This is a genomic window from Rubrobacter taiwanensis (assembly GCF_004337705.1).
Lineage (GTDB): Bacteria > Actinomycetota > Rubrobacteria > Rubrobacterales > Rubrobacteraceae > Rubrobacter_C > Rubrobacter_C taiwanensis.
In genome coordinates, this window is record NZ_SKBU01000016.1 from 15,796 (window position 1) to 33,098 (window position 17,303).

Below are 17,303 nucleotides of genomic sequence, written 5' to 3' on the forward strand. Positions count from 1 at the left end.
CATCCTTTCCTCGGGCGCCTCTGGCCTGAATCTAGTAACTCCAGTAGCAGAGAGCAATACATCGAATGAGGTATTTCCGGGGACGGTTCGCTCTAGCGCCGCTGCCGGGGGTCCAGGGCGTCGCGCAGGCCGTCTCCGATAAAGTTCACCGAGAGGACGGAGAGGGCGATGGCGACGCCGGGGAAGATGATGGCGTGCTGGCCCGTAACGAAGACGCCGAAGCCCGAGCGGAAGGCGTCGGTGAGCATAGCGCCCCACTCCGGCGTCGGCGGGCGGGCGCCGAGGCCCAGGAAAGAGAGCGCCGCGATATCCAGGATGGCCGTCGCCAGCGTGAGCGTGGCCTGCACGATAAGCGGCGCCAGGCTGTTCGGCAGGATGGCCGTGCGCACGATCTGGAGGTTGCCCGCTCCCAGTGCCCGTTCGGCCTCCACGTAGTCCCGCTCGCGGACGGTTATTACCGCCGAGCGGACCACGCGCGCCAGCTGCGGCACGTTCACGATCCCGACCGCCAGCATGGCGTTCGTCAGGCTGGGGCCGAGGATGGTCACGATCACGATGGCCAGCAGGATGGTCGGGAAGGCCAGGATCACGTCCATCAGCCGCATCAGGACCGAGTCCACCCAGCGGCCCACGTACCCGGCGGTCACCCCGATCACCGTGCCTACTACCGTGGCGAAGGCGACTGCGGCCAGCCCGGCCGTGAGCGAGACGCGCGCGCCGTAGATGAGGCGCGAGAGGATGTCGCGTCCGAGTTCGTCCTGCCCCAGCCAGTGCTGGGAGGTCGGAGGAGCGAACTTGGCGGTAAGATCCTGCTCGTAGGGGTCGTAGGGCGCTATGATCGGGGCGAAGAGGGCGCAGAAGATGAAGAGGGCCATCACGGCGGTGCCGGTAAGCGCCAGGCGGTTGCCGAAGAAGACCCGCCGGAAGTCCCTCCAGCGTCCCCGCGACTCCACCCGCCCGCCGACTACGTCGGTCTGCGCTCCGGCCTGCGCCTGCTCGGTCATCCTAGTACCTCACCCGCGGGTCGAGGATGGCGTAGAGCACGTCCACCAGGAGGTTGATCAGCACGAAGAACGTCGCGCCGTAGAGCACGACGGCCTGGATCATGGCGTAGTCCCGCCGGTTGATGGACTCGTAGGCGATCTGGCCTATCCCGGACCAGGCGAAGATGGTCTCCGTGATCACGGCCCCGCCCATCAAGAGCCCGAACTGCAGCCCGATGACCGTGACGGTCGGCAGCATGGCGTTGCGCAGGGCGTGCTTGAAGATCACGCGCCGCGGCATCAGGCCCTTGGCGTGCGCGGTGCGGATGTAGTCCTCGTTCATCACCTCCAGCATGCTGCTGCGGGTCATGCGCGTGATGATCGCCATCGGGATCGTTCCCAGGGCCACGGCGGGCATGATCAGGTGCAAGAGCGCGCTGCGGAAGCCCTCGAAGTTGAGCGTGAGCAGCGAGTCCACCAGCGCCAGCCCGGTGATGCTCGAGATCGGGACGCTCGTGCGGCCCGGGAACGGCAAGAGCTGCAGCTGGACGGTGAAGATCACGATGAGGATCATGGCCAGCCAGAAGATGGGCATGCTTATCCCCGTCAGAGCCAAAACTGAGGTGACCTTGTCCAGGACCGAGTACTGCCGCACGGCCGCAATAACCCCGACCGGGATCCCCACCGCCACGGCGAGCAGCATGGCCGCGAGCGTGAGCTCCAGCGTGGCCGGGAAGCGGGCCAGCAGCTCCTCGGTCACCGGCCGGCCCGTCACGATGGAGTCCCCCAGATCCCCCGTCACCGCCCCGCGGACGAAGAGCAGGTACTGGACCGGCAGCGGCCGGTCCAGACCCATCTGAGCCCGCAGCTCCTGCACCCGCTCCTGGGAGGCCGTCTGCCCGAGCAGGATCTGGGCCGGGTCCCCCGGGATGAGGCGCACCATGAAGAAGACCAGGACCGAGACCCCGATGAGCACCGGGATGAGCTGCAGGACCCTCCGGCCTATGTACTCAACCAGCGCCCTTACCTCCCGGCGTCCGGCGGCGTCCTACCCGGAGAGGTAGACCGAGTTGAAGGATTCGCCGCCCGTCGGGCTGGGCAGATAGCCCTGCACCCGGTTCTGGAAGCCGAGCGGCGGCCGGGTGTAGGCTATCGTCACCCACGGCGCATCCTCCATGATAATCTCCTGCACCCTCATGTATGCCTCTTCGCGCTCGCCCTCGTCTATCGTGCTCGCACCCCGGTTGAGCAGCTCGTCCACCTCGTCGTTCTCGTAGTAGGCGATGTTGAGCGCGTTCTCCTCGGTGGCGTTGGCGCTGTTGAAGTGTATGTTCAGGAAGTTGTCCGGGTCGCCGTTGTCCCCGGTCCACCCGAGCAGCGCCATCGGATGCTCGCCCCGGCCCGTGCGCTCGATGTACGTGCCCCACTCGAAGGTGACGAGCTCGCAGTTTATCCCCACCTCCTGCAGATCTGAGGCTATCGCCTGCGCGATGCCCCGCCCGTCCGGCATGTACGGCCGCGGGATGGGCATGAACCACAGCTCGGTGTCGAAGCCGTCCTCGTACCCGGCCTCGGCCAGCAGCTCCCGCGCCCGGTCCGGATCGTAGGGATAGCGCTCGACGCCCTCGTTGAAGAAGGGCACCGTCGGCGGCATCGGGTTGGTCGCCACCTCCCCCGTCTCGCCGAAGAAGGCCTGCACGATGGCCTCCATGTCTATGGCATGGTTGATGGCCCGCCGCACGTTGACGTCGTTGAAGGGCTCCTTCTGCGTGTGCATCGCCAGATACCCCACGTTCAGCGGCGGGCGGAAGATCACCTTCAGGTTCGGGTCCTGCTCGATGGTCGGCACGTCGTCCGGCGTGAGCCCGTCGGCCCCGGAGAGCTGCCCGCCGGCCAGCGCCGCCACGCGCGAGGTGTTGTCGTCGATGGACTGGAAGACCACCTCGTCCACGAACGGACCGCCACCGCCCTCCTCCACGGGCACGTCCGTCCCCCACCACTCCTCGTTCTTCTCCAGGCGCACCGTCGACCCCTGGTTCCACTCCACGAACCGGAACGGCCCGGTCCCGACCGGGTTGCGCCAGAACTCCTCCACGTCCTCCTGAATAGCCGCCGGAGATGCGATGCCAAACGGGCTCATCGCAATGTTCCTGAGGAAGGGTCCCTGCGGCTCCCGCAGCCTGAAACGCACCGTGTACTCGTCCACGGCCTCCACGCTCTCGATGATGCTCTCCTCGTCGAAGCCGCCGAACATCCCCGAGTAGTAGGAGAAGTCGGAGGCCTGCGGCCCCCCGCCGGCGTGGTACTCATTCCCGCTGTTCATCCACCGCTCGAAGTTGAAGACCACGGCCTCGGCATTGAACGGCGTCCCGTCGTGGAAGGTCACACCCTCCCGCAGAGGGAAGGTGTAGACGAGCCCGTCCTCCTCCGGCTCGGGCACCTCCACCGCCAGCGCAGGCACCAGATCGGTGGTCTCAGGCTCGAAGTCCAGCAGACCGTCGAAGATCTGCCGGCAGACTATGAGCGACTCCCCGTCGGTGGCGTGGATGGGATCCAGCGTGACCGAGTCGGAGCCGCGCCCGAAGGTGAAGGTACCGCCCTCCTGCGGCTGCCCGTCGCCTCCTCCCTCCTCCTCGCCTCCAATGGTCTCGCCCCCGCCGCAGCCGGCCACGACCAGCCCGGCCCCCGTCATCCCGGAGACGGCCAGAAACTCCCGGCGGGATAGCTCCCTGATCTTCATCCCGAAAATCCCTCCTCTCTAAAGACCGCTCCCGCGGCCCGAAGTCCCCTTCTTGCCCCGCAACGGACATACCTCAAAAAAGGCGCCCTGCGCGGACGAATGTATATGCTGCCCTTCGGTGGCGCCCAAGATAACACCCTCCCACCACCCGCGCTACCGGCACAGAAAAACCCGACCGACGGGGGGTCTGGAGGGGGGATGTGATACCCATCGGTCGGGGCTCGATCACTAGGGAATATACCCGATCCCGGTTACGCAGGTATTTCCGGGCTGTTACGATTCTGTTAATAGAAGGACAATCTTCGATTACAGGCCGCAACCTTGCGAACCCGCAGCCGCAAGGTTACCATAAACGCCGAAAGGCGTTGACGGGAACGAGTAGGTCCGGGGCGCCCCGCTACAGCGAGCCGGGGACGGTGGGAGCCCGGCGCGGGGTTCGGGCCGAAGATCCTCCCCGAGCCGCCGGCCGAAAGCGAAGGGGCCTTGCGGGTCTCAGGCGCCAAGTAGGACCGGCCGGGTTCGCCCGTTACAGCGAGAGGGTGTCTTCTTGGCACCCGGTGAGGGGTCTGGGACCGCGAGGTCCCGGGCAAGCGGGGTGGTACCGCGAGGGCCTTCCGGCTCCCGTCCCCGCGGCGGATAAGAGGAGAGGCCGCCGTGAGGGCGGGCGTTTGCATCTTCAGGAGGCTTTAGAGGGATGGCGTTCGAGAAGGTGACACCCCGGGTGAACTTCCCCGAGCTGGAGCGCGAGGTCCTGGAGTTCTGGCAGGGGAGCGGCGCGTTCCGGAAGTCCGTGGAGAGCCGACCGGAGGAGAGGCCCTACGTGTTCTACGAGGGTCCGCCGACGGCCAACGGACGCCCGGGCTTCCACCACGTACTGGCGCGGGCGTTCAAGGATCTCATCCCCCGTTACAAGACCATGCGCGGCTACCGCGTGGAGCGCAAGGGCGGCTGGGACTGCCACGGCCTGCCGGTGGAGCTGGAGGTGGAGAAGGAGCTCGGGCTCTCCGGCAAGCGGGACGTAGAGGAGTACGGGGTCGAGGAGTTCAACAGGCTGTGCCGCGAGTCGGTCTTCCGCTACGTGGACGACTGGAAGCGCATGAGCGACCGCATGGGCTTCTGGGCGAACATGGAGGACGCCTACTGGACACTGGACAACACCTACATAGAGAGTGTGTGGTGGGCGCTCAAGGAGCTCTATGGGCGTGACCTGCTCTACGAGGGGTACAAGGTCACCGCCCACTGCCCGCGCGACCAGACCTCGCTCTCCTCGGCGGAGGTTGCCATGGGCTACGAGGACGTGGTGGACCCCAGCGTCTACGTGAAGCTGCCGCTGGAAGATGAAGAGAACACCAGCCTGCTGGTGTGGACGACGACGCCCTGGACGCTCGTCTCCAACGCTGCCGTCGCCGCTCACCCGGAGGTGGAGTACGCGACCGTCGAGCTGGACGGCGAGCGGCTGGTGCTGGCCGAAGAGCTGCTGCAGAGGGTGCTCGGAGAGGGTGGCTACCGGGTGGTGGAGAGGCGGCGGGGCACGGAGCTGGAGGGTCTCAGGTACCGGCGCCCCTTCGACTACGTGCCCGTAGAAGAAACGGAGAATCTCTGGACCGTGGTGCTCGGCGACTATGTGACGACCTCCGAGGGGACCGGACTGGTGCACACCGCCCCGGCCTACGGCGAGGACGACCAGCGTACCGGGCGGCGCTACGGGCTGCCGACCATCCACCCGGTCAGGCCCGACGGCACCTTCGACGAGCGGGTGGGGCCGTTCGCCGGGCAGTTCGTCAAGGAGGCGGACGCCGGGCTCGTCGAGGAGCTGCGGGAGAGGGGGCTGCTCTTCCGGGCCGGGGAGTACGAGCACGCCTACCCGCACTGCTGGCGGTGCGGCACGCCGCTGCTCTACTACGCCAAGCGGGCCTGGTACGCCCGCACCACGGCGGTGCTGGACGAGTTGTTGCGCGAGAACGAGCGCATAAACTGGCTGCCGGAGCACATAAAGTGGGGCCGCTTCGGCGACTGGCTCAGAAACAACGTGGACTGGGCGCTCAGCCGCGAGCGCTACTGGGGCACGCCGCTGCCCATCTGGAGGACCGCCTCCGGCGAGACGGTGGTCGTCGGCAGCGTTGAGGAGCTGCGCGAGCTGGCAATAGACCCCGTCCCGGACGATCTGCACCGGCCGTACATAGACCGGGTGCGCATAAGGCATCCCGAGACCGGCGAGGAGGCCCGCCGGGTGCCGGAGGTGCTGGACGCCTGGTTCGATTCCGGCAGCATGCCGTTCGCGCAGTGGGGCTACCCGCACCGGGGCCGGGAGCGCTTTGAGCGCCAGTTTCCGGCGGACTACATCTGCGAGGCGGTCGACCAGACGCGGGGCTGGTTCTACTCGCTGCTGGCGGTCTCCACGCTGCTCTTCGGGCGCAGCTCGTACAAGACCTGCCTCGTCCTGGGCCACGTGCTGGACGCCGAGGGGAAGAAGATGAGCAAGAGCCGGGGGAACGTAGTGGACCCCTGGGAGGTCTTCGAGAATCAGGGGGCTGACGCGCTGCGGTGGGCGCTCTACACGGCCACCAGCCCCGGCAACCCGCGGCGCTTCTCGCTGGAGCAGGTCGACGAAGCCGTCCGCAAGTACCTGCTTACGCTCTGGAACACCTACGCTTTCTTCGTCACCTACGCCCGGATAGACGGCTTCGATCCCGGTACGGACTCCGTGCCGCTGGAAGAGCGGGGCCTGCTGGACCGCTGGGTGCTCAGCGAGCTGAACCTCACGGTAAAGACCGTAACGGAGCGGATGGACGCCTACGATGTGACGGCCGCCGGGCGTGCTCTGGGCGAGTTCGTGGACGAGCTCTCCAACTGGTACGTGCGCCGCAGCCGCCGCCGGTTCTGGAAGAGCGAGGACGACGTGGACAAGAGAGCCGCGCACTCCACGCTCTACGAGTGTCTGGCTATCACCGCCCGGCTTACCGCGCCGTTCACCCCGTTCGTGGCCGAGAAGATGTACCGGAACCTGGTCGTAAACGCGGAACCGGGAGCGCCGGAGAGCGTGCATCTGGCCGACTGGCCGCGGGCGGACGAGGCCCTCATAGACCATACCCTCTCCGGGGACATGGCGGCGGCGCGGAAGGCCGTGACTCTGGGGCGTGCGGCCCGGAACGCGGCGGGCATAAAGACCCGCCAGCCGCTCGGAGAGGTCGTGATCGCGGCTCCGGAGGAGGCTGCGGCGGGCATCCGGAGGCTGCGGGAGATAGTCCTGGACGAGCTGAACGTCAAGGAGTTGCGCTTCGGGTCTCCGGAGGATGTGGTGAGCTACACCCTGAAGCCCAACCTCAAGGTCGTGGGGCCGAAGTACGGGCGGCTGGTACCGCAGATAAGGCGGGCGCTGGAGGAGGCCGGACCCGACGCCGGGGCGCGGGCCGCCGCCGGCGAGCCCGTCACGCTGAGTGTGGACGGCCGGGAGGTGACGCTCGCCCCTGCGGAGCTGCTCGTCGAGGCCGGGGAGCGCGAGGGATATGCGGTCGAGCGCGAGCGGGACTTCGCCGTAGCGCTGAAAACGGAGCTCACCCCCGGGCTCCGCGAGGAGGGGCTGGTACGGGAGCTCGTGCACCGGGTCCAGAACCTGCGGCGCGAGCAGGGGCTGGAGATAGAGGACACAATCGCCGTCAGCCTCGGCGGCAGCGAGCGCGTGCGGGATCTGCTGCGCGGTGGCTGGGGCGAGTACTTCCGGTCGGAGGTGCTGGCGCGGGAGCTCGTCCTGGACGGCGAGCCGCCCGACGGTTCGCCCGAGCTGGAGGTCGAGGGCGAGCGCGTGCGGATCTTCCTGCGGCGGGTCGGCAGGGTTGGGGCGGCATAGGGCCACCCTCCAGCGGGTATATGCTTTAGCGGTCCCGCGAGCCCCTGCGCGGGCGTTTGGGTTATATTACGGGGCGTAGAGAAAGAGGGAGGTTCAGGTGTTCGGAAGGAAGTCCAGGGCAGAGAGGATGAAGGAGAGGGCCGGCATACTGGCGGGAGCGGCCGCGGCGGCCGAGGGAGCGCGGCCGTTCGCCGAGCGGCTGCTCTACGACGACGAGTTGCAGGAGAACATCCGCACCTTTCTGGAGTCGGCGCGCAAGATCTACGAGGAGCTCTCCGGTGACAGCCCGGACAGGATTGCCGCCCGTCTCTGGGACGACGACAAGCTGCGCCGGCGGGTCGAGGAGGCCGTGCACGCGGCTCAGGAGGGCTCCCTGAGGCTCCGGGGTGAGAGGGTCCGCAAAGGCGGGGGCAAGCTGAGGAAGCTGGTCTTCGTGCTGGCCGTAGTAGTGGCCTTCCTCATGCTAAACCCCAAGACCGGTCCTGAGGCCCGGCAGACGGCCCGCAACATCTACCACTACGTGACCTCCGGGGAGTAGGGCTGCCGCCCGTCGTCCGGGAGATCTGGGAGCAGCCTCCGGACGATCCGGTCGAAGACCTCGGGGCTGCCGCCTTCCGCCTCGAACGCGGCGCGCAGAGAGCGGAGCTCCTCCGAGACCTCGGCCAGAGCCCGGGCGGCCCGATTGCAGGCGCTCTCGCTCGGCGTTCCCTCCCGGTTCAGGCGCTCGGCGCGGGCGGCCAGCCGCCGGGCCCGCTCGAAGGTGGCGGGCTCCTCCTGCAGGCGCCGGCGCAGGATCTCGGCGGCCCGGCTCTCGCCGGGAGGGGTGTGTTCCGGCCTCCGCCGGTGGCGGTTCAGCAGGCGTCTGGCGGTCTTCATGGGCTCTAGCTTCCGGAAGATCCCGAGGAGGTTCAGACTGCTCGCATTCATGCCGGACATTCTATTGCACAGGGTACTCTGCGTCGCCGTGATAGCTCTCGCATTCCTCTCCTCGGGGGCATGCGGGCCCTTCGGTGAGGACCCGCGCGCGGAGGCCAACGCGGCCATCGTGGAGGCGAACGAGAAGATCCGGGAGCACAACCGGCTCTTCGACCGGGCCCGCGCCACCTACGAGCGCACCAGGGAGGCCGTGGAGTCCGGGGAGGACGCCGAAGGCCAGGTGGAGAACATACTCGGGGCGCGCCGCGATCTGGAGGAGGCCCGGGCGAGGCTGGAGGAGGCGCGGGAGATCCTGGCCGGGATTCCGGAGCTGGAGGTGGAGGAGGAGATAAAGGAGTACGCCCGGCTCCTGATCCGGGCGCTTGAGGCCCAGATCGCGGCCGAGAGCAGGGAGATAGCGTTCTACGAGCTGCTGGAGGAGGACCCGGCGCTGGAGGAGAGCCGCGAGGAGGCGCGGGAGATCCTGGCCGAGGCCGAGGAGGCGTACGCCGAAGCCGGGGAGGCGTATGCCGAGGCCCAAAGCTTCGCCGACGAGAACCCGGAGCTGCTGGCGCGCGAGGCGCCGGAGGCGGGGTAGAGGATCACGGCCTCCGCTCGAAGACCAGGACCCCGTTCTCAGAGTAGATGAGCTCGTAGGAGTCGTCCTCGCGCAGGTTCCGGACGGACTGGAGGGCCACAACCGGCTCCACGAACGTGTCGTAGCCCGGCTTGCGTTCATCCACCACCACGTAGTCTGCGTCTTTTATCAGGGGGAAGAGGTAGAGGTAGTCCCGGTGGGCGAGGTGCGGCCCGATCCAGTTCGAGGCCGAGACGCTGGCCTCCGGCGGGATCCTGGCCACGGCCCCGTCCAGGGCTTCGAGGTGCTCCGGCGCGGGCGGGTCTATGACGGAGGAGTGGTTCTCCGGCGAGTGGAACCACGGCAGCGGACCGATCTCGTAGTTCATCTGCACGTTCATCAGCAAGATGAACAGCGCTACGAGCAGCGGCACGCGCTCGACCAGTAGCTCCCGGGAGATCAGCCGGCGCATCCGGGGGCCGGGGAACCGGTTCCGGGCGCGGAGCCAGAGCGCGAAGCGGAGGACGTTGTAGAGTCCGGCGGCGGTGGCCAGATAGACGAACGGTATTATGGGGGCCGAGTAGTGGTAGCGGATGCTCACCATCTGAGGCCGCTGGCTCAGGACGTTAATGGCCAGCTCCGGCAGCGGGATGGCCAGTACGAGGGGCGAGAAGACGGCGAACCCGCCCGCCAGCCCCAGCAGCTGCAGTATGTACTGCAGCCGCGCGCCGGAGAGCGCGTAGCCCAGCATGAAGAAGGGATCGGTGAGCGCCGTGCGCAGCACACCGGTTATGGAGCCGCCGAAGGCCTCGTAGCGGACTCCGACCAGCTCGCTCGTGTCCCCGTCCGGGTTGAAGGCGGGGATCAGGACCTTCATGACGAAGAGGAAGTAGGCCGTGCCGGCGAGGAAGATGGGTATCCCCCACTTCGGGCGCTTCAGGGGCCAGACGGCATAGAGGCCCATCATGGCCACGAGCAGGACTATCTCCTCCTTGGCCAGAGCGGCCAGCACCGCGAAGAGCAGGAAGAGCTTCAGCCGCCGCTCCAGCAGGTAGTGGAAGGCGAAGAGCAGGAGCGTGCCGGCCATCATCTGGGCGTGGAAGTCGAAGAGGTTGGCGGCCTGAAGCCCGGGGTTGAAGAGGTAGGCGACCGCGATGAAAGCCGCCGGCCACTGCCGTCCGAGAAACCGCAGGCAGAGCCAGTAGAGCGGGATGGCCCCGAGCCCCACGGTGATGGCCTGCACGATCAGGAGCCAGTACGGGCTCTCGTAGATCCAGTAGAACGGGACGAAGGCCAGAAGCAGGAAGTCCGCGTGGTTCTTGAGGCGGCTGGAGATCTCCCCCGTCTCGTCGGTGGCCTCCAGGATGTCGCCGCGGGCGGAGTTCCAGACGGCCTGATCCATATTCCCCAGATCGAACCGGGAGGAGGCGTAGATCTCGTGTTTGTAGATCGAGAGGAAGACGAAGAGCACGGAGTACAGAAGGGCGAAGAAGAGCACGAACGCCCCCGGCTTGGGGTAGGCGAGCCTTCGCAAGGCCTTACGGCTCAACCTGGCCGTCCCTCAGAGCCCGCCAGCCGAAGTTGGCCTGCGTGAACCACTCCGCCTCGGGCGGCACCCGCAGCCCGTGCTCCTTCATCTTGTTCATGGTGGTGCCCAGGCGCTGCAGTCCCTCCACCCGCGCCACCTCCCGGCCGGTCGCAAGCTCCTGGATCAAGAGCCGGGTCCCGTCCGGGCCGGTGGTGGCCACGTAGTCGCCGTTGCGGCTGATCTGGGGGTTGCGGCTGCCGGCGGGCACCCGCACATCCGTCCTGCGGAACTCGCGTGTCTCGGGGTCGAGGAGCCCTATCCCCCACTCCTCTCCGTCCGTCCAGATCACGGCCATCTCCCCGTCCAGCGCGGGGGTCGGCGGCGAGGGGTCATAGACCCCGGTCCCCTCCTCGATGCCGGAGATGGGCAGGAAGTCCGTGCCCACGAGCAGCCGGAGTCGGGACTCCGCGAGCGGCGCGCCCCGGGGCCGCTCGGCGAAGACGAGGGCGTTGGAGTCCCGGTGGTAGGCCGGGTAGCCGACCTCGTTCCGGGTCTCGTAGACGGTGGCCTGCCGCCGCTCCGCGAAGTTGTACGCCTTGAGGACCATCCGGCCGGACTCCCCGGCGCTCCAGGAGAAGAGGGCGTTCTCCGAGATCCAGACCGGCCCCAGCAGCGCCGGGCGGCCGGGGAGGTTGGGCTCGAGGAAGATCCCCCCGTAGCCGATGGACTGCACGGTGAAGGTGTTCGGCGGTGCGGTCCTGCTGTAGTGGGTGGCCGAGACCCCACCGGTCCCGAAGGAGAAGTCCGGCGAGGCGAAGACCTCACCGGGGGCCGCGTTGGTGATCCGGGCGCGCGCCTCGCGGTTCATGTCCACGGTGTAGATATCCCCCCGGAGCGTCCCCCCGCTCTCCTTGAGCACCGTAAACGCCAGGTTGCGCGATCCGCCGGTGCGGGTGAGCCCGGTCGCATAGGCTCCGTCTCCGGCCTCGTAGATGACGGAAGAGGCGCCGCTGTCCGGGTCGAGCATCACCACGTCCCCGCCCTCGGAGACGTAGAGGATCTGCTGGCTGCGCCCCACCTTCGTGAAGGAGGCCACCAGCGTTATGACGAGGGCGAGCGCCACGAAGGTGACCCAGCCGTAGCGCGCGAAGCCCCGCGTGAAGCGCCGGTGCCGCAGCAGCCGGCGGTCCAGCCGCGCGTCGAGGTCGTTGGCCGCCCGGTTCAGCAGAGAGAATCGCATGGCTTCAGAGAGGGAGTATATCTAACGGGGAGGGTCAGTTTAGAGGCTGGCACCGGGGGCAGACGTGGGTGCCGCGCCCGGCGACCCTCATCTTGACCACCTCCGATCCGCACTCCGGGCACGCCAGCCCGGCGCGGGCGAAGACCTTCAGCTCCTCCTGGAAGCGCCCCCGCTCCCCGAAGGCGTCGTGGTAGGAGTCGAAGGTGGTCCCCCGCAGCTCCGTGGCCCGCCGCAGGATGCGCCGCGTGGCGGCGTGTATGCGCTCTATCTCCCCGGCCGAGAGGGTGCCGGCCCGGCGCATCGGGTGCACCCCGGCGGCGAAGAGCACCTCGTCCACGTAGATGTTGCCGAGCCCGGCCACGAGGCTCTGGTCCAGCAGCAGCCCCTTGACGCTCGCCCGACGCCCGCCGAAGGCCTCTGCCAGGTAGGCGGCGGAGAACTCCTCCGAGAAGGGATCGGGTCCGAGGCGGGAGATCAGGCGGTGGTTCTCCACCTCACCCGGCGGGTACAGCTCGAAGTACCCGAGCCAGAGCCGGGTGAAGGCCAGCACCGCTCCCCCCTCGAACTCCAGCACGGCGGAGTGGATGCGGTCCGGCTCGCGCCACCCTTCGAGACGCAGCACGCGGCCGGAGATGACGAGATGGACTATGCCCACTACGCTCCCGAAGTCCAGCAGGATCGCCTTCCCCCGCCGCCCGGTCCCCCGCAGCGTCTCCCCTTCGAGGCGCCGGGCGAACTCGCCGGGCGCCACGTTGGAGACGCTCTCATCGAAGGCCGCAGCCCGCACCACCCTCCGGCCGCCCGCCAGAGCGGCCACGTCCCGGGCGATAGTGGTGGCCTCCGGCAGCTCGGGCATCAGCCGGCCCCCAGCAGGCGCTCGATGTACCGCGCCACCCCGTCCTCGTCTATGGGCGGCGCGACATCGTCCGCCACGGCCCGCACGTGCGGGCGGGCGTTGCCCATCGCGACCCCGCACCCGGCGAACTCCAGCAGATCCATGTCGTTCTCGGCATCCCCGAACGCCAGAGTGCGAGCCGGATCTACACCCCAGAGGCCACACATGAACTCCAGCGCCAGCGACTTGCGCCCCTCCAGCCCGCCGATCTCCACGTAGTGCGGCAGGCTGCGGGTCACGAAGAGCCGCCCGGCGAAGGCCTCCCGGGCCTCCGGCAGCCACCCCTCGATCTCGTCCGGGTAGTCCACGAGCACGAGCTTGGTGGGGTCCTCGGCCTCTTTGGAGCAAAGCCAGGAGAGGTTGTCCCTGACGACGACGTCCGGCTCGTAGAAGGTTCTGAGGTGCGCCAGCGCGGCCGGCGTCTCGGGGGAGGCGATCACCCGCCCGTCCGCGAAGATGCGGGAGTGTATCCCCCGCTCCCGCGCCCACTCCACCACCTCAGCGGAGAGGTCCCGGGGCACGGTCCTGTGCAGCAGCGTCTCGCCGCTCAGGCGGCGTATCATGGCCCCGCCGAAGCAGATGATGGGGTCTTCCTCCCGGAAGCCCAGGCGCTCCACGTACTCGACGGCCCCCTCGAAGCGCCTCCCGGTCGCCACGATGACCCTCATCCCCCGCTCGCGCAGGGCTTCCAGCGCCTCCACCGAAGCCCGGCTCAACCTGAGATCGCGGCTCAGGAGCGTGCCGTCCAGATCGAAGGCCGCAACGTCGAAGTCCTCTATCGAAGCTCTCTTTCCGGCCAAAAATCCGCCCTCTTCAAGGAACCCCGGAGCGGGAGAGATATTACCGCAGAAGCGCCCGGGTGTTCAAAGGGGCTATTCGCCGGGCACGTCGCTCCTGCCCGAGAGCCGCGAGACCTCGTACCCGGCCTCCCGGACGGTGCGCTCGATCTCCTCCCGCTCCGCCCGGCCGCCCTCGAAGGTCACGGCCAGCACGTTCCCCGGCGAGTCCACGCTGACCCCGGAGACGTGCTCCAGCCGCCTCAGCGCCTCCGCGAGCTCCTCCAGCGTTCCACCGCCCTCCCTGTCCGGCGGCCTGTTGACGTAGACGTGCACGTCCGCCACTTCCGACCTCCTCTCTGGATACTGCGCTTCCCAGCAGGGTTTATATACCCGCGGGGACCGGCCCGCGCGACCGATCCGGTAGGATATATGGTCGCCGGCAGGTAAGCGAACGGCGAGGAGAGCTGAACGATGGCGTTCGAAGTCAGGGCTGCCATTCCGCCCGCAAGCCCAAGCACAGCGGAGCTGCGCATCGGGGTCTTTACCGACGCGGACTGGCGGAAGCTGCTCGCGCTGGCCCGGGAGCACGGGTTCGATCCCCGCGGCGAGTACGAAGACCTCCTGCAACCGGAACGGGGCGAGACCCGGGAGCTGCCGCTCGTGGCGGCTCAGGAGCTGGCCGTCGCCCTGAGCGAGGCGCTCCGGGAGGAGACCTCTCCGCGGGCCGAGGACGATGAGGGCTGGGTCTACGACCCGGAGCGCGGCTGGCACCGGGAGACCATGATCCGGGTGGGTCCCCCCGGGCTGCAGGTGGGCTGGGCGCACGTCCGGCAGCTCGGACAGCTGGCCGAGACGGGTCCGGTGACCATAGCTCGGGCGGACGAACCGGAGACCTGAGGCACCCCTCGGGAGCGCTACCGCCGGGGGGCGAGGGGTTCGAGCAGCGGCCCGCAGAGCTGCTCGCTCAGGCGCCACAGCCTCTTCCGGGCCTCCCCGTCGTACGCCTGCCGGTGCGCCCGTGCCTCGCGCCGTCCCTCGTAGTAGCGGCCGGTGACACCCTCCAGCTCCGGCGCGGCGGCGAGGCGCACGACCGCCTCCGCCCCCTCCCGCACCGGGCTCATGGCGCGTCCGAAGGTCTCCCGCACCATCTTCGTGTCCATCAGGGAGGCCGGGTGCAGGGCGTTCACGGTTATGCCGGTGCTCCGGAGGCGTCCGGCCAGCTCGAAGGTGAACATGATCTGCGCCAGCTTGCTCCGCGCGTAAGCCTCCATACCGCCGTAGCCGAACTCCAGCATCACGTCGCCGAAGTCCACGGGCCTCTGAGCCGCCGAGGCCACGTTGACGATGCGGGCGGGAGCGGAGTCGCGCAGCAGCGGCAGGAGCAATCTCGTGAGCAGGAAGTGGGCCAGGTAGTTTACGGCGAAGGTCAGCTCTATGCCGTCCTCGCTCTCCCTCCGCTCCCGGACGATGACGCCCGCGTTGTTGATGAGCCCGTCGAGGCGGTCGTGGTGCGAGAGCACCTGCCCGGCCATCTCCCGCACCGTGCCGAGCGAGGCGAAGTCGGCCAGATAACAGCCCAGCCGGTCGTTGCCCGTCTTGCGCCGGATCTCCTCCAGCGCGGCCCGGCAGCGGCCGGGGTTCCGCCCGTGCAGGAGCACCCCCGCCCCCGTCCCGGCGAGCTCCAGAGCCACGCGCCGCCCCAGACCGTCGGTAGCTCCCGTCACCAGAAAGGTCTTCCCGCTCAGACTTCTCATCTGCCCCCCGGAACGTACGACCGCAGATACTCCAGCAGCGCGTAGACGAAGACTATGATACCCGCCATCTCCAGGAACTCTTCCAGGCTCTGCAGCACGACGTAGGTGAGGTTCAAACGCCCGGTGGGCGAGCGGGCCTCCCACAGGGCCCCGGCCAGCTCCATCCCCAGCGCCCCGGTGCAGTAGACGATGCCGGCCAGTATGAAGAGGTTCCGGATCGAGCGGGGGAGCGAGAGAAAGAATCTGGCGTAGATGGCGACTACCACGAGGACGGCCAGGCCCCCCAGCACCACCCAGGAGGCGTAGTTGAAGTAATCGCGGCTCTCTATGCCGAAGAGAGCCAGAGTGTGGCGGACCACGGGACCGGTGCGCTCGTGCAGCCGCGCAGCCTCATCCAGGGAGAGATAGGCGAAGATCGCCGCCAGACCGAACCACATCCGGGAGGCCCGGCGGTCCAGATACCGCAGGCTGAGCGCGATGGTGGCCAGCAGATAAGCCCCCAGCAGCAGCATCCCGGCCGAGAACCACGCCGGGATGTTGTTCTCCTGCCCCACGTCGAAGAGCTGGTAGAGATCCCAGGGAACCCGTCCTGGATTGGCGAGCGAGATCACGTTCACCGTCAGGCTCACGAAGACCAGCACCTCGGCCGCGATCAGGAGGCTCAGAGCGAACCGGCTCACCGTTTTCCTGGTCAGAATCGGTGCCTCACCCACCCCCGTGCCCCCCCGATTGCTAATCTTACTTATCAGCCCCCCTTCGATGTAAAGGCGCTTTTCACGCCGCAAGGTACGGAACACCGCTTCAGATCCCGTAAACCTAAGCCATTTCGCCCGCCTTTACAAGGCAGATTAGAAAGCTCTAATGCGCGGGTGCCGAAGGGCAGGAGGACGAAGATTCGAGGCAGATATCGGAGACCAGGAAGAAGGGAACCGTCTGAGCCCCGCATTGATTGAATTTGATCAGCAGAAGTATCAATTTCGATCATGTGGAGCTTGCTCCTCCGGTGCATGATAGAGGCGAAGAGTTCGAGAGAGGAGGTGTGAGGCGATGAGAGCGGCGACGGAAAGCATCAAGGGGCATTACGCTCAAGAAGGCTCCGTGGGCCGCCGGATACGCGTGGGTCCCGGGCGAGGAAGAGCTGGAGGAGCTTCTCCATCCCTGGCGTGCGGCCTATGCGGAATGGACGAGAGAGGAGCGGGCCAACCCCGAAGAACAGTACCGCAGAGAGCTGGAGGAGCTCTTCTAATCCTACGAGCGGCAGGGAGGTATTTATGTCGGATCGGTTGAGTGGCAAGACGGTCCTGGTAACCGGGGCCGGCTCGGGCATCGGGCGCGCTACGGCCCTGCTCGCCGCACGCGAGGGAGCCCGGGTGGTGGTCTCGGACATCGCGGCCGAGGGAGGTGAGGAGACCGTGGGCCTGATCCGGACTTCCGGAGGGGAGGCTCTCTTCGCTCAAGCTGACGTCTCTGAGGCCGCGGAGGTCGAGGCGCTCATGGAGCGGACCGTCGAGGCCTACGGCCGGCTGGACTGCGCGGTGAACAACGCCGGGATCGAGGGCGCGCTGGCCCCCACGGCCGAGTATCCGGACGAGATCTGGGAGAAGGTGCTGAGGACCAACCTGACGGGCGTTTACCTGTGCATGAAGCACGAGATCCCCCGGATGCTCGAGAACGGCGGGTCCATCGTGAACGTCGCCTCCATCCTGGGGCTGGTGGGCTTCGCCAATGCCCCCGCCTACACCGCCGCCAAGCACGGCGTGGTCGGGCTGACGAAGGTCGCCGCCCTCGAGTACTCGGCGCGGGGTGTCCGGGTGAACGCGCTGTGCCCGGCCTTCATAGAGACGCCCATGGTCCTCGAGCGCGGCGTAGAGGCGGGGACTCACCCGGAGGTGCGCCGGCAGCTCGAAGAGCTGCACCCCATAGGCCGTATGGGCCGCCCGGAGGAGGTCGCTGAGGCCGCCGTCTGGCTGTGCTCGGATGCGGCCTCTTTCGTAACCGGCCACGCCATGACCGCAGACGGAGGGTACGTCGCCCGGTAGGCCTCC

The 17,303-nt window shown here is 67.9% G+C and carries 16 protein-coding genes; 5 read left to right on the forward strand and 11 right to left on the reverse strand.

All coding sequences use genetic code 11. The features are described from left to right. Positions 1–92 precede the first annotated feature (92 nt). From E0L93_RS09775 to E0L93_RS09785, 3 genes are read right to left on the reverse strand one after another with little or no spacing between them, the layout of a single operon-like run. Complete coding sequence (locus tag E0L93_RS09775) at positions 93–1,004, reverse strand: ABC transporter permease (RefSeq protein ID WP_132691405.1); 912 nt, start codon at positions 1,002–1,004, stop codon at positions 93–95. A 1-nt stretch (position 1,005) separates the two neighbouring features. Then, positions 1,006–2,001: an ABC transporter permease gene (locus E0L93_RS09780; protein ID WP_132691407.1), complete on the reverse strand. Its 996-nt coding sequence runs from the start codon at positions 1,999–2,001 to the stop codon at positions 1,006–1,008. A gap of 30 nt (positions 2,002–2,031) precedes the next feature. Further along, complete coding sequence (locus tag E0L93_RS09785) at positions 2,032–3,723, reverse strand: ABC transporter substrate-binding protein (RefSeq protein WP_243638182.1); 1,692 nt, start codon at positions 3,721–3,723, stop codon at positions 2,032–2,034. Between the two features lie 694 nt (positions 3,724–4,417). On the opposite strand from E0L93_RS09785, the gene ileS reads away from it, so the two are divergent. Continuing rightward, a complete protein-coding gene (ileS, locus tag E0L93_RS09790) occupies positions 4,418–7,570 on the forward strand; it encodes an isoleucine--tRNA ligase (protein WP_132691411.1) in 3,153 nt (1,050 codons plus the stop codon). A gap of 127 nt (positions 7,571–7,697) precedes the next feature. Continuing rightward, positions 7,698–8,108: a hypothetical protein gene (locus E0L93_RS09795; RefSeq protein ID WP_132691413.1), complete on the forward strand. Its 411-nt coding sequence runs from the start codon at positions 7,698–7,700 to the stop codon at positions 8,106–8,108. Here the strand turns inward: E0L93_RS09795 and E0L93_RS09800 are convergent. Continuing rightward, complete coding sequence (locus E0L93_RS09800; protein ID WP_132691415.1) at positions 8,087–8,497, reverse strand: hypothetical protein; 411 nt, start codon at positions 8,495–8,497, stop codon at positions 8,087–8,089. The genes E0L93_RS09795 and E0L93_RS09800 overlap by 22 nt on opposite strands. A gap of 37 nt (positions 8,498–8,534) precedes the next feature. Here E0L93_RS09800 and E0L93_RS09805 point away from each other — a divergent pair, with 37 nt between their 5' ends. Next, entirely contained in the window at positions 8,535–9,083 is a 549-nt protein-coding gene (locus tag E0L93_RS09805; RefSeq protein ID WP_132691417.1) for an HlyD family secretion protein, read from the forward strand. A 4-nt stretch (positions 9,084–9,087) separates the two neighbouring features. On the opposite strand, the gene E0L93_RS09810 is transcribed toward E0L93_RS09805, so the two are convergent. From E0L93_RS09810 to E0L93_RS09830, 5 genes are all read right to left on the reverse strand, one after another. Further along, a complete protein-coding gene (locus tag E0L93_RS09810) occupies positions 9,088–10,611 on the reverse strand; it encodes a DUF2079 domain-containing protein (protein ID WP_132691419.1) in 1,524 nt (507 codons plus the stop codon). Continuing rightward, on the reverse strand, positions 10,601–11,830 hold the full coding sequence (locus E0L93_RS09815) for a hypothetical protein (protein WP_132691421.1): 1,230 nt from the start codon (positions 11,828–11,830) through the stop codon (positions 10,601–10,603). Before E0L93_RS09815 ends, E0L93_RS09810 begins: the two co-directional genes overlap by 11 nt. 34 nt (positions 11,831–11,864) lie before the next feature. Further along, a complete protein-coding gene (gene mutM / locus E0L93_RS09820) occupies positions 11,865–12,686 on the reverse strand; it encodes a bifunctional DNA-formamidopyrimidine glycosylase/DNA-(apurinic or apyrimidinic site) lyase (protein WP_132691423.1) in 822 nt (273 codons plus the stop codon). Continuing rightward, positions 12,686–13,525 (reverse strand): Cof-type HAD-IIB family hydrolase, encoded by an 840-nt coding sequence (locus tag E0L93_RS09825; protein WP_165874286.1) that lies wholly within the window; start codon positions 13,523–13,525, stop codon positions 12,686–12,688. Before E0L93_RS09825 ends, mutM begins: the two co-directional genes overlap by 1 nt. Before the next feature lie 72 nt (positions 13,526–13,597). After that, positions 13,598–13,846 (reverse strand): heavy-metal-associated domain-containing protein, encoded by a 249-nt coding sequence (locus E0L93_RS09830; RefSeq protein ID WP_132691427.1) that lies wholly within the window; start codon positions 13,844–13,846, stop codon positions 13,598–13,600. Between the two features lie 129 nt (positions 13,847–13,975). Between E0L93_RS09830 and E0L93_RS09835 the strand changes: the two genes are divergently transcribed. Continuing rightward, complete coding sequence (locus E0L93_RS09835) at positions 13,976–14,401, forward strand: hypothetical protein (RefSeq protein ID WP_132691429.1); 426 nt, start codon at positions 13,976–13,978, stop codon at positions 14,399–14,401. Positions 14,402–14,418: 17 nt separating this feature from the next. On the opposite strand, the gene E0L93_RS09840 is transcribed toward E0L93_RS09835, so the two are convergent. Next, a complete protein-coding gene (locus E0L93_RS09840) occupies positions 14,419–15,258 on the reverse strand; it encodes an SDR family oxidoreductase (RefSeq protein WP_132691431.1) in 840 nt (279 codons plus the stop codon). Next, complete coding sequence (locus E0L93_RS09845) at positions 15,255–15,938, reverse strand: hypothetical protein (protein ID WP_132691433.1); 684 nt, start codon at positions 15,936–15,938, stop codon at positions 15,255–15,257. Before E0L93_RS09845 ends, E0L93_RS09840 begins: the two co-directional genes overlap by 4 nt. Before the next feature lie 591 nt (positions 15,939–16,529). Here E0L93_RS09845 and E0L93_RS09850 point away from each other — a divergent pair. After that, positions 16,530–17,297 carry a glucose 1-dehydrogenase gene (locus tag E0L93_RS09850; protein WP_132691435.1) on the forward strand — a complete coding sequence of 256 codons (768 nt, stop codon included), beginning with the start codon at positions 16,530–16,532 and terminating at the stop codon, positions 17,295–17,297. Positions 17,298–17,303 lie beyond the last annotated feature (6 nt).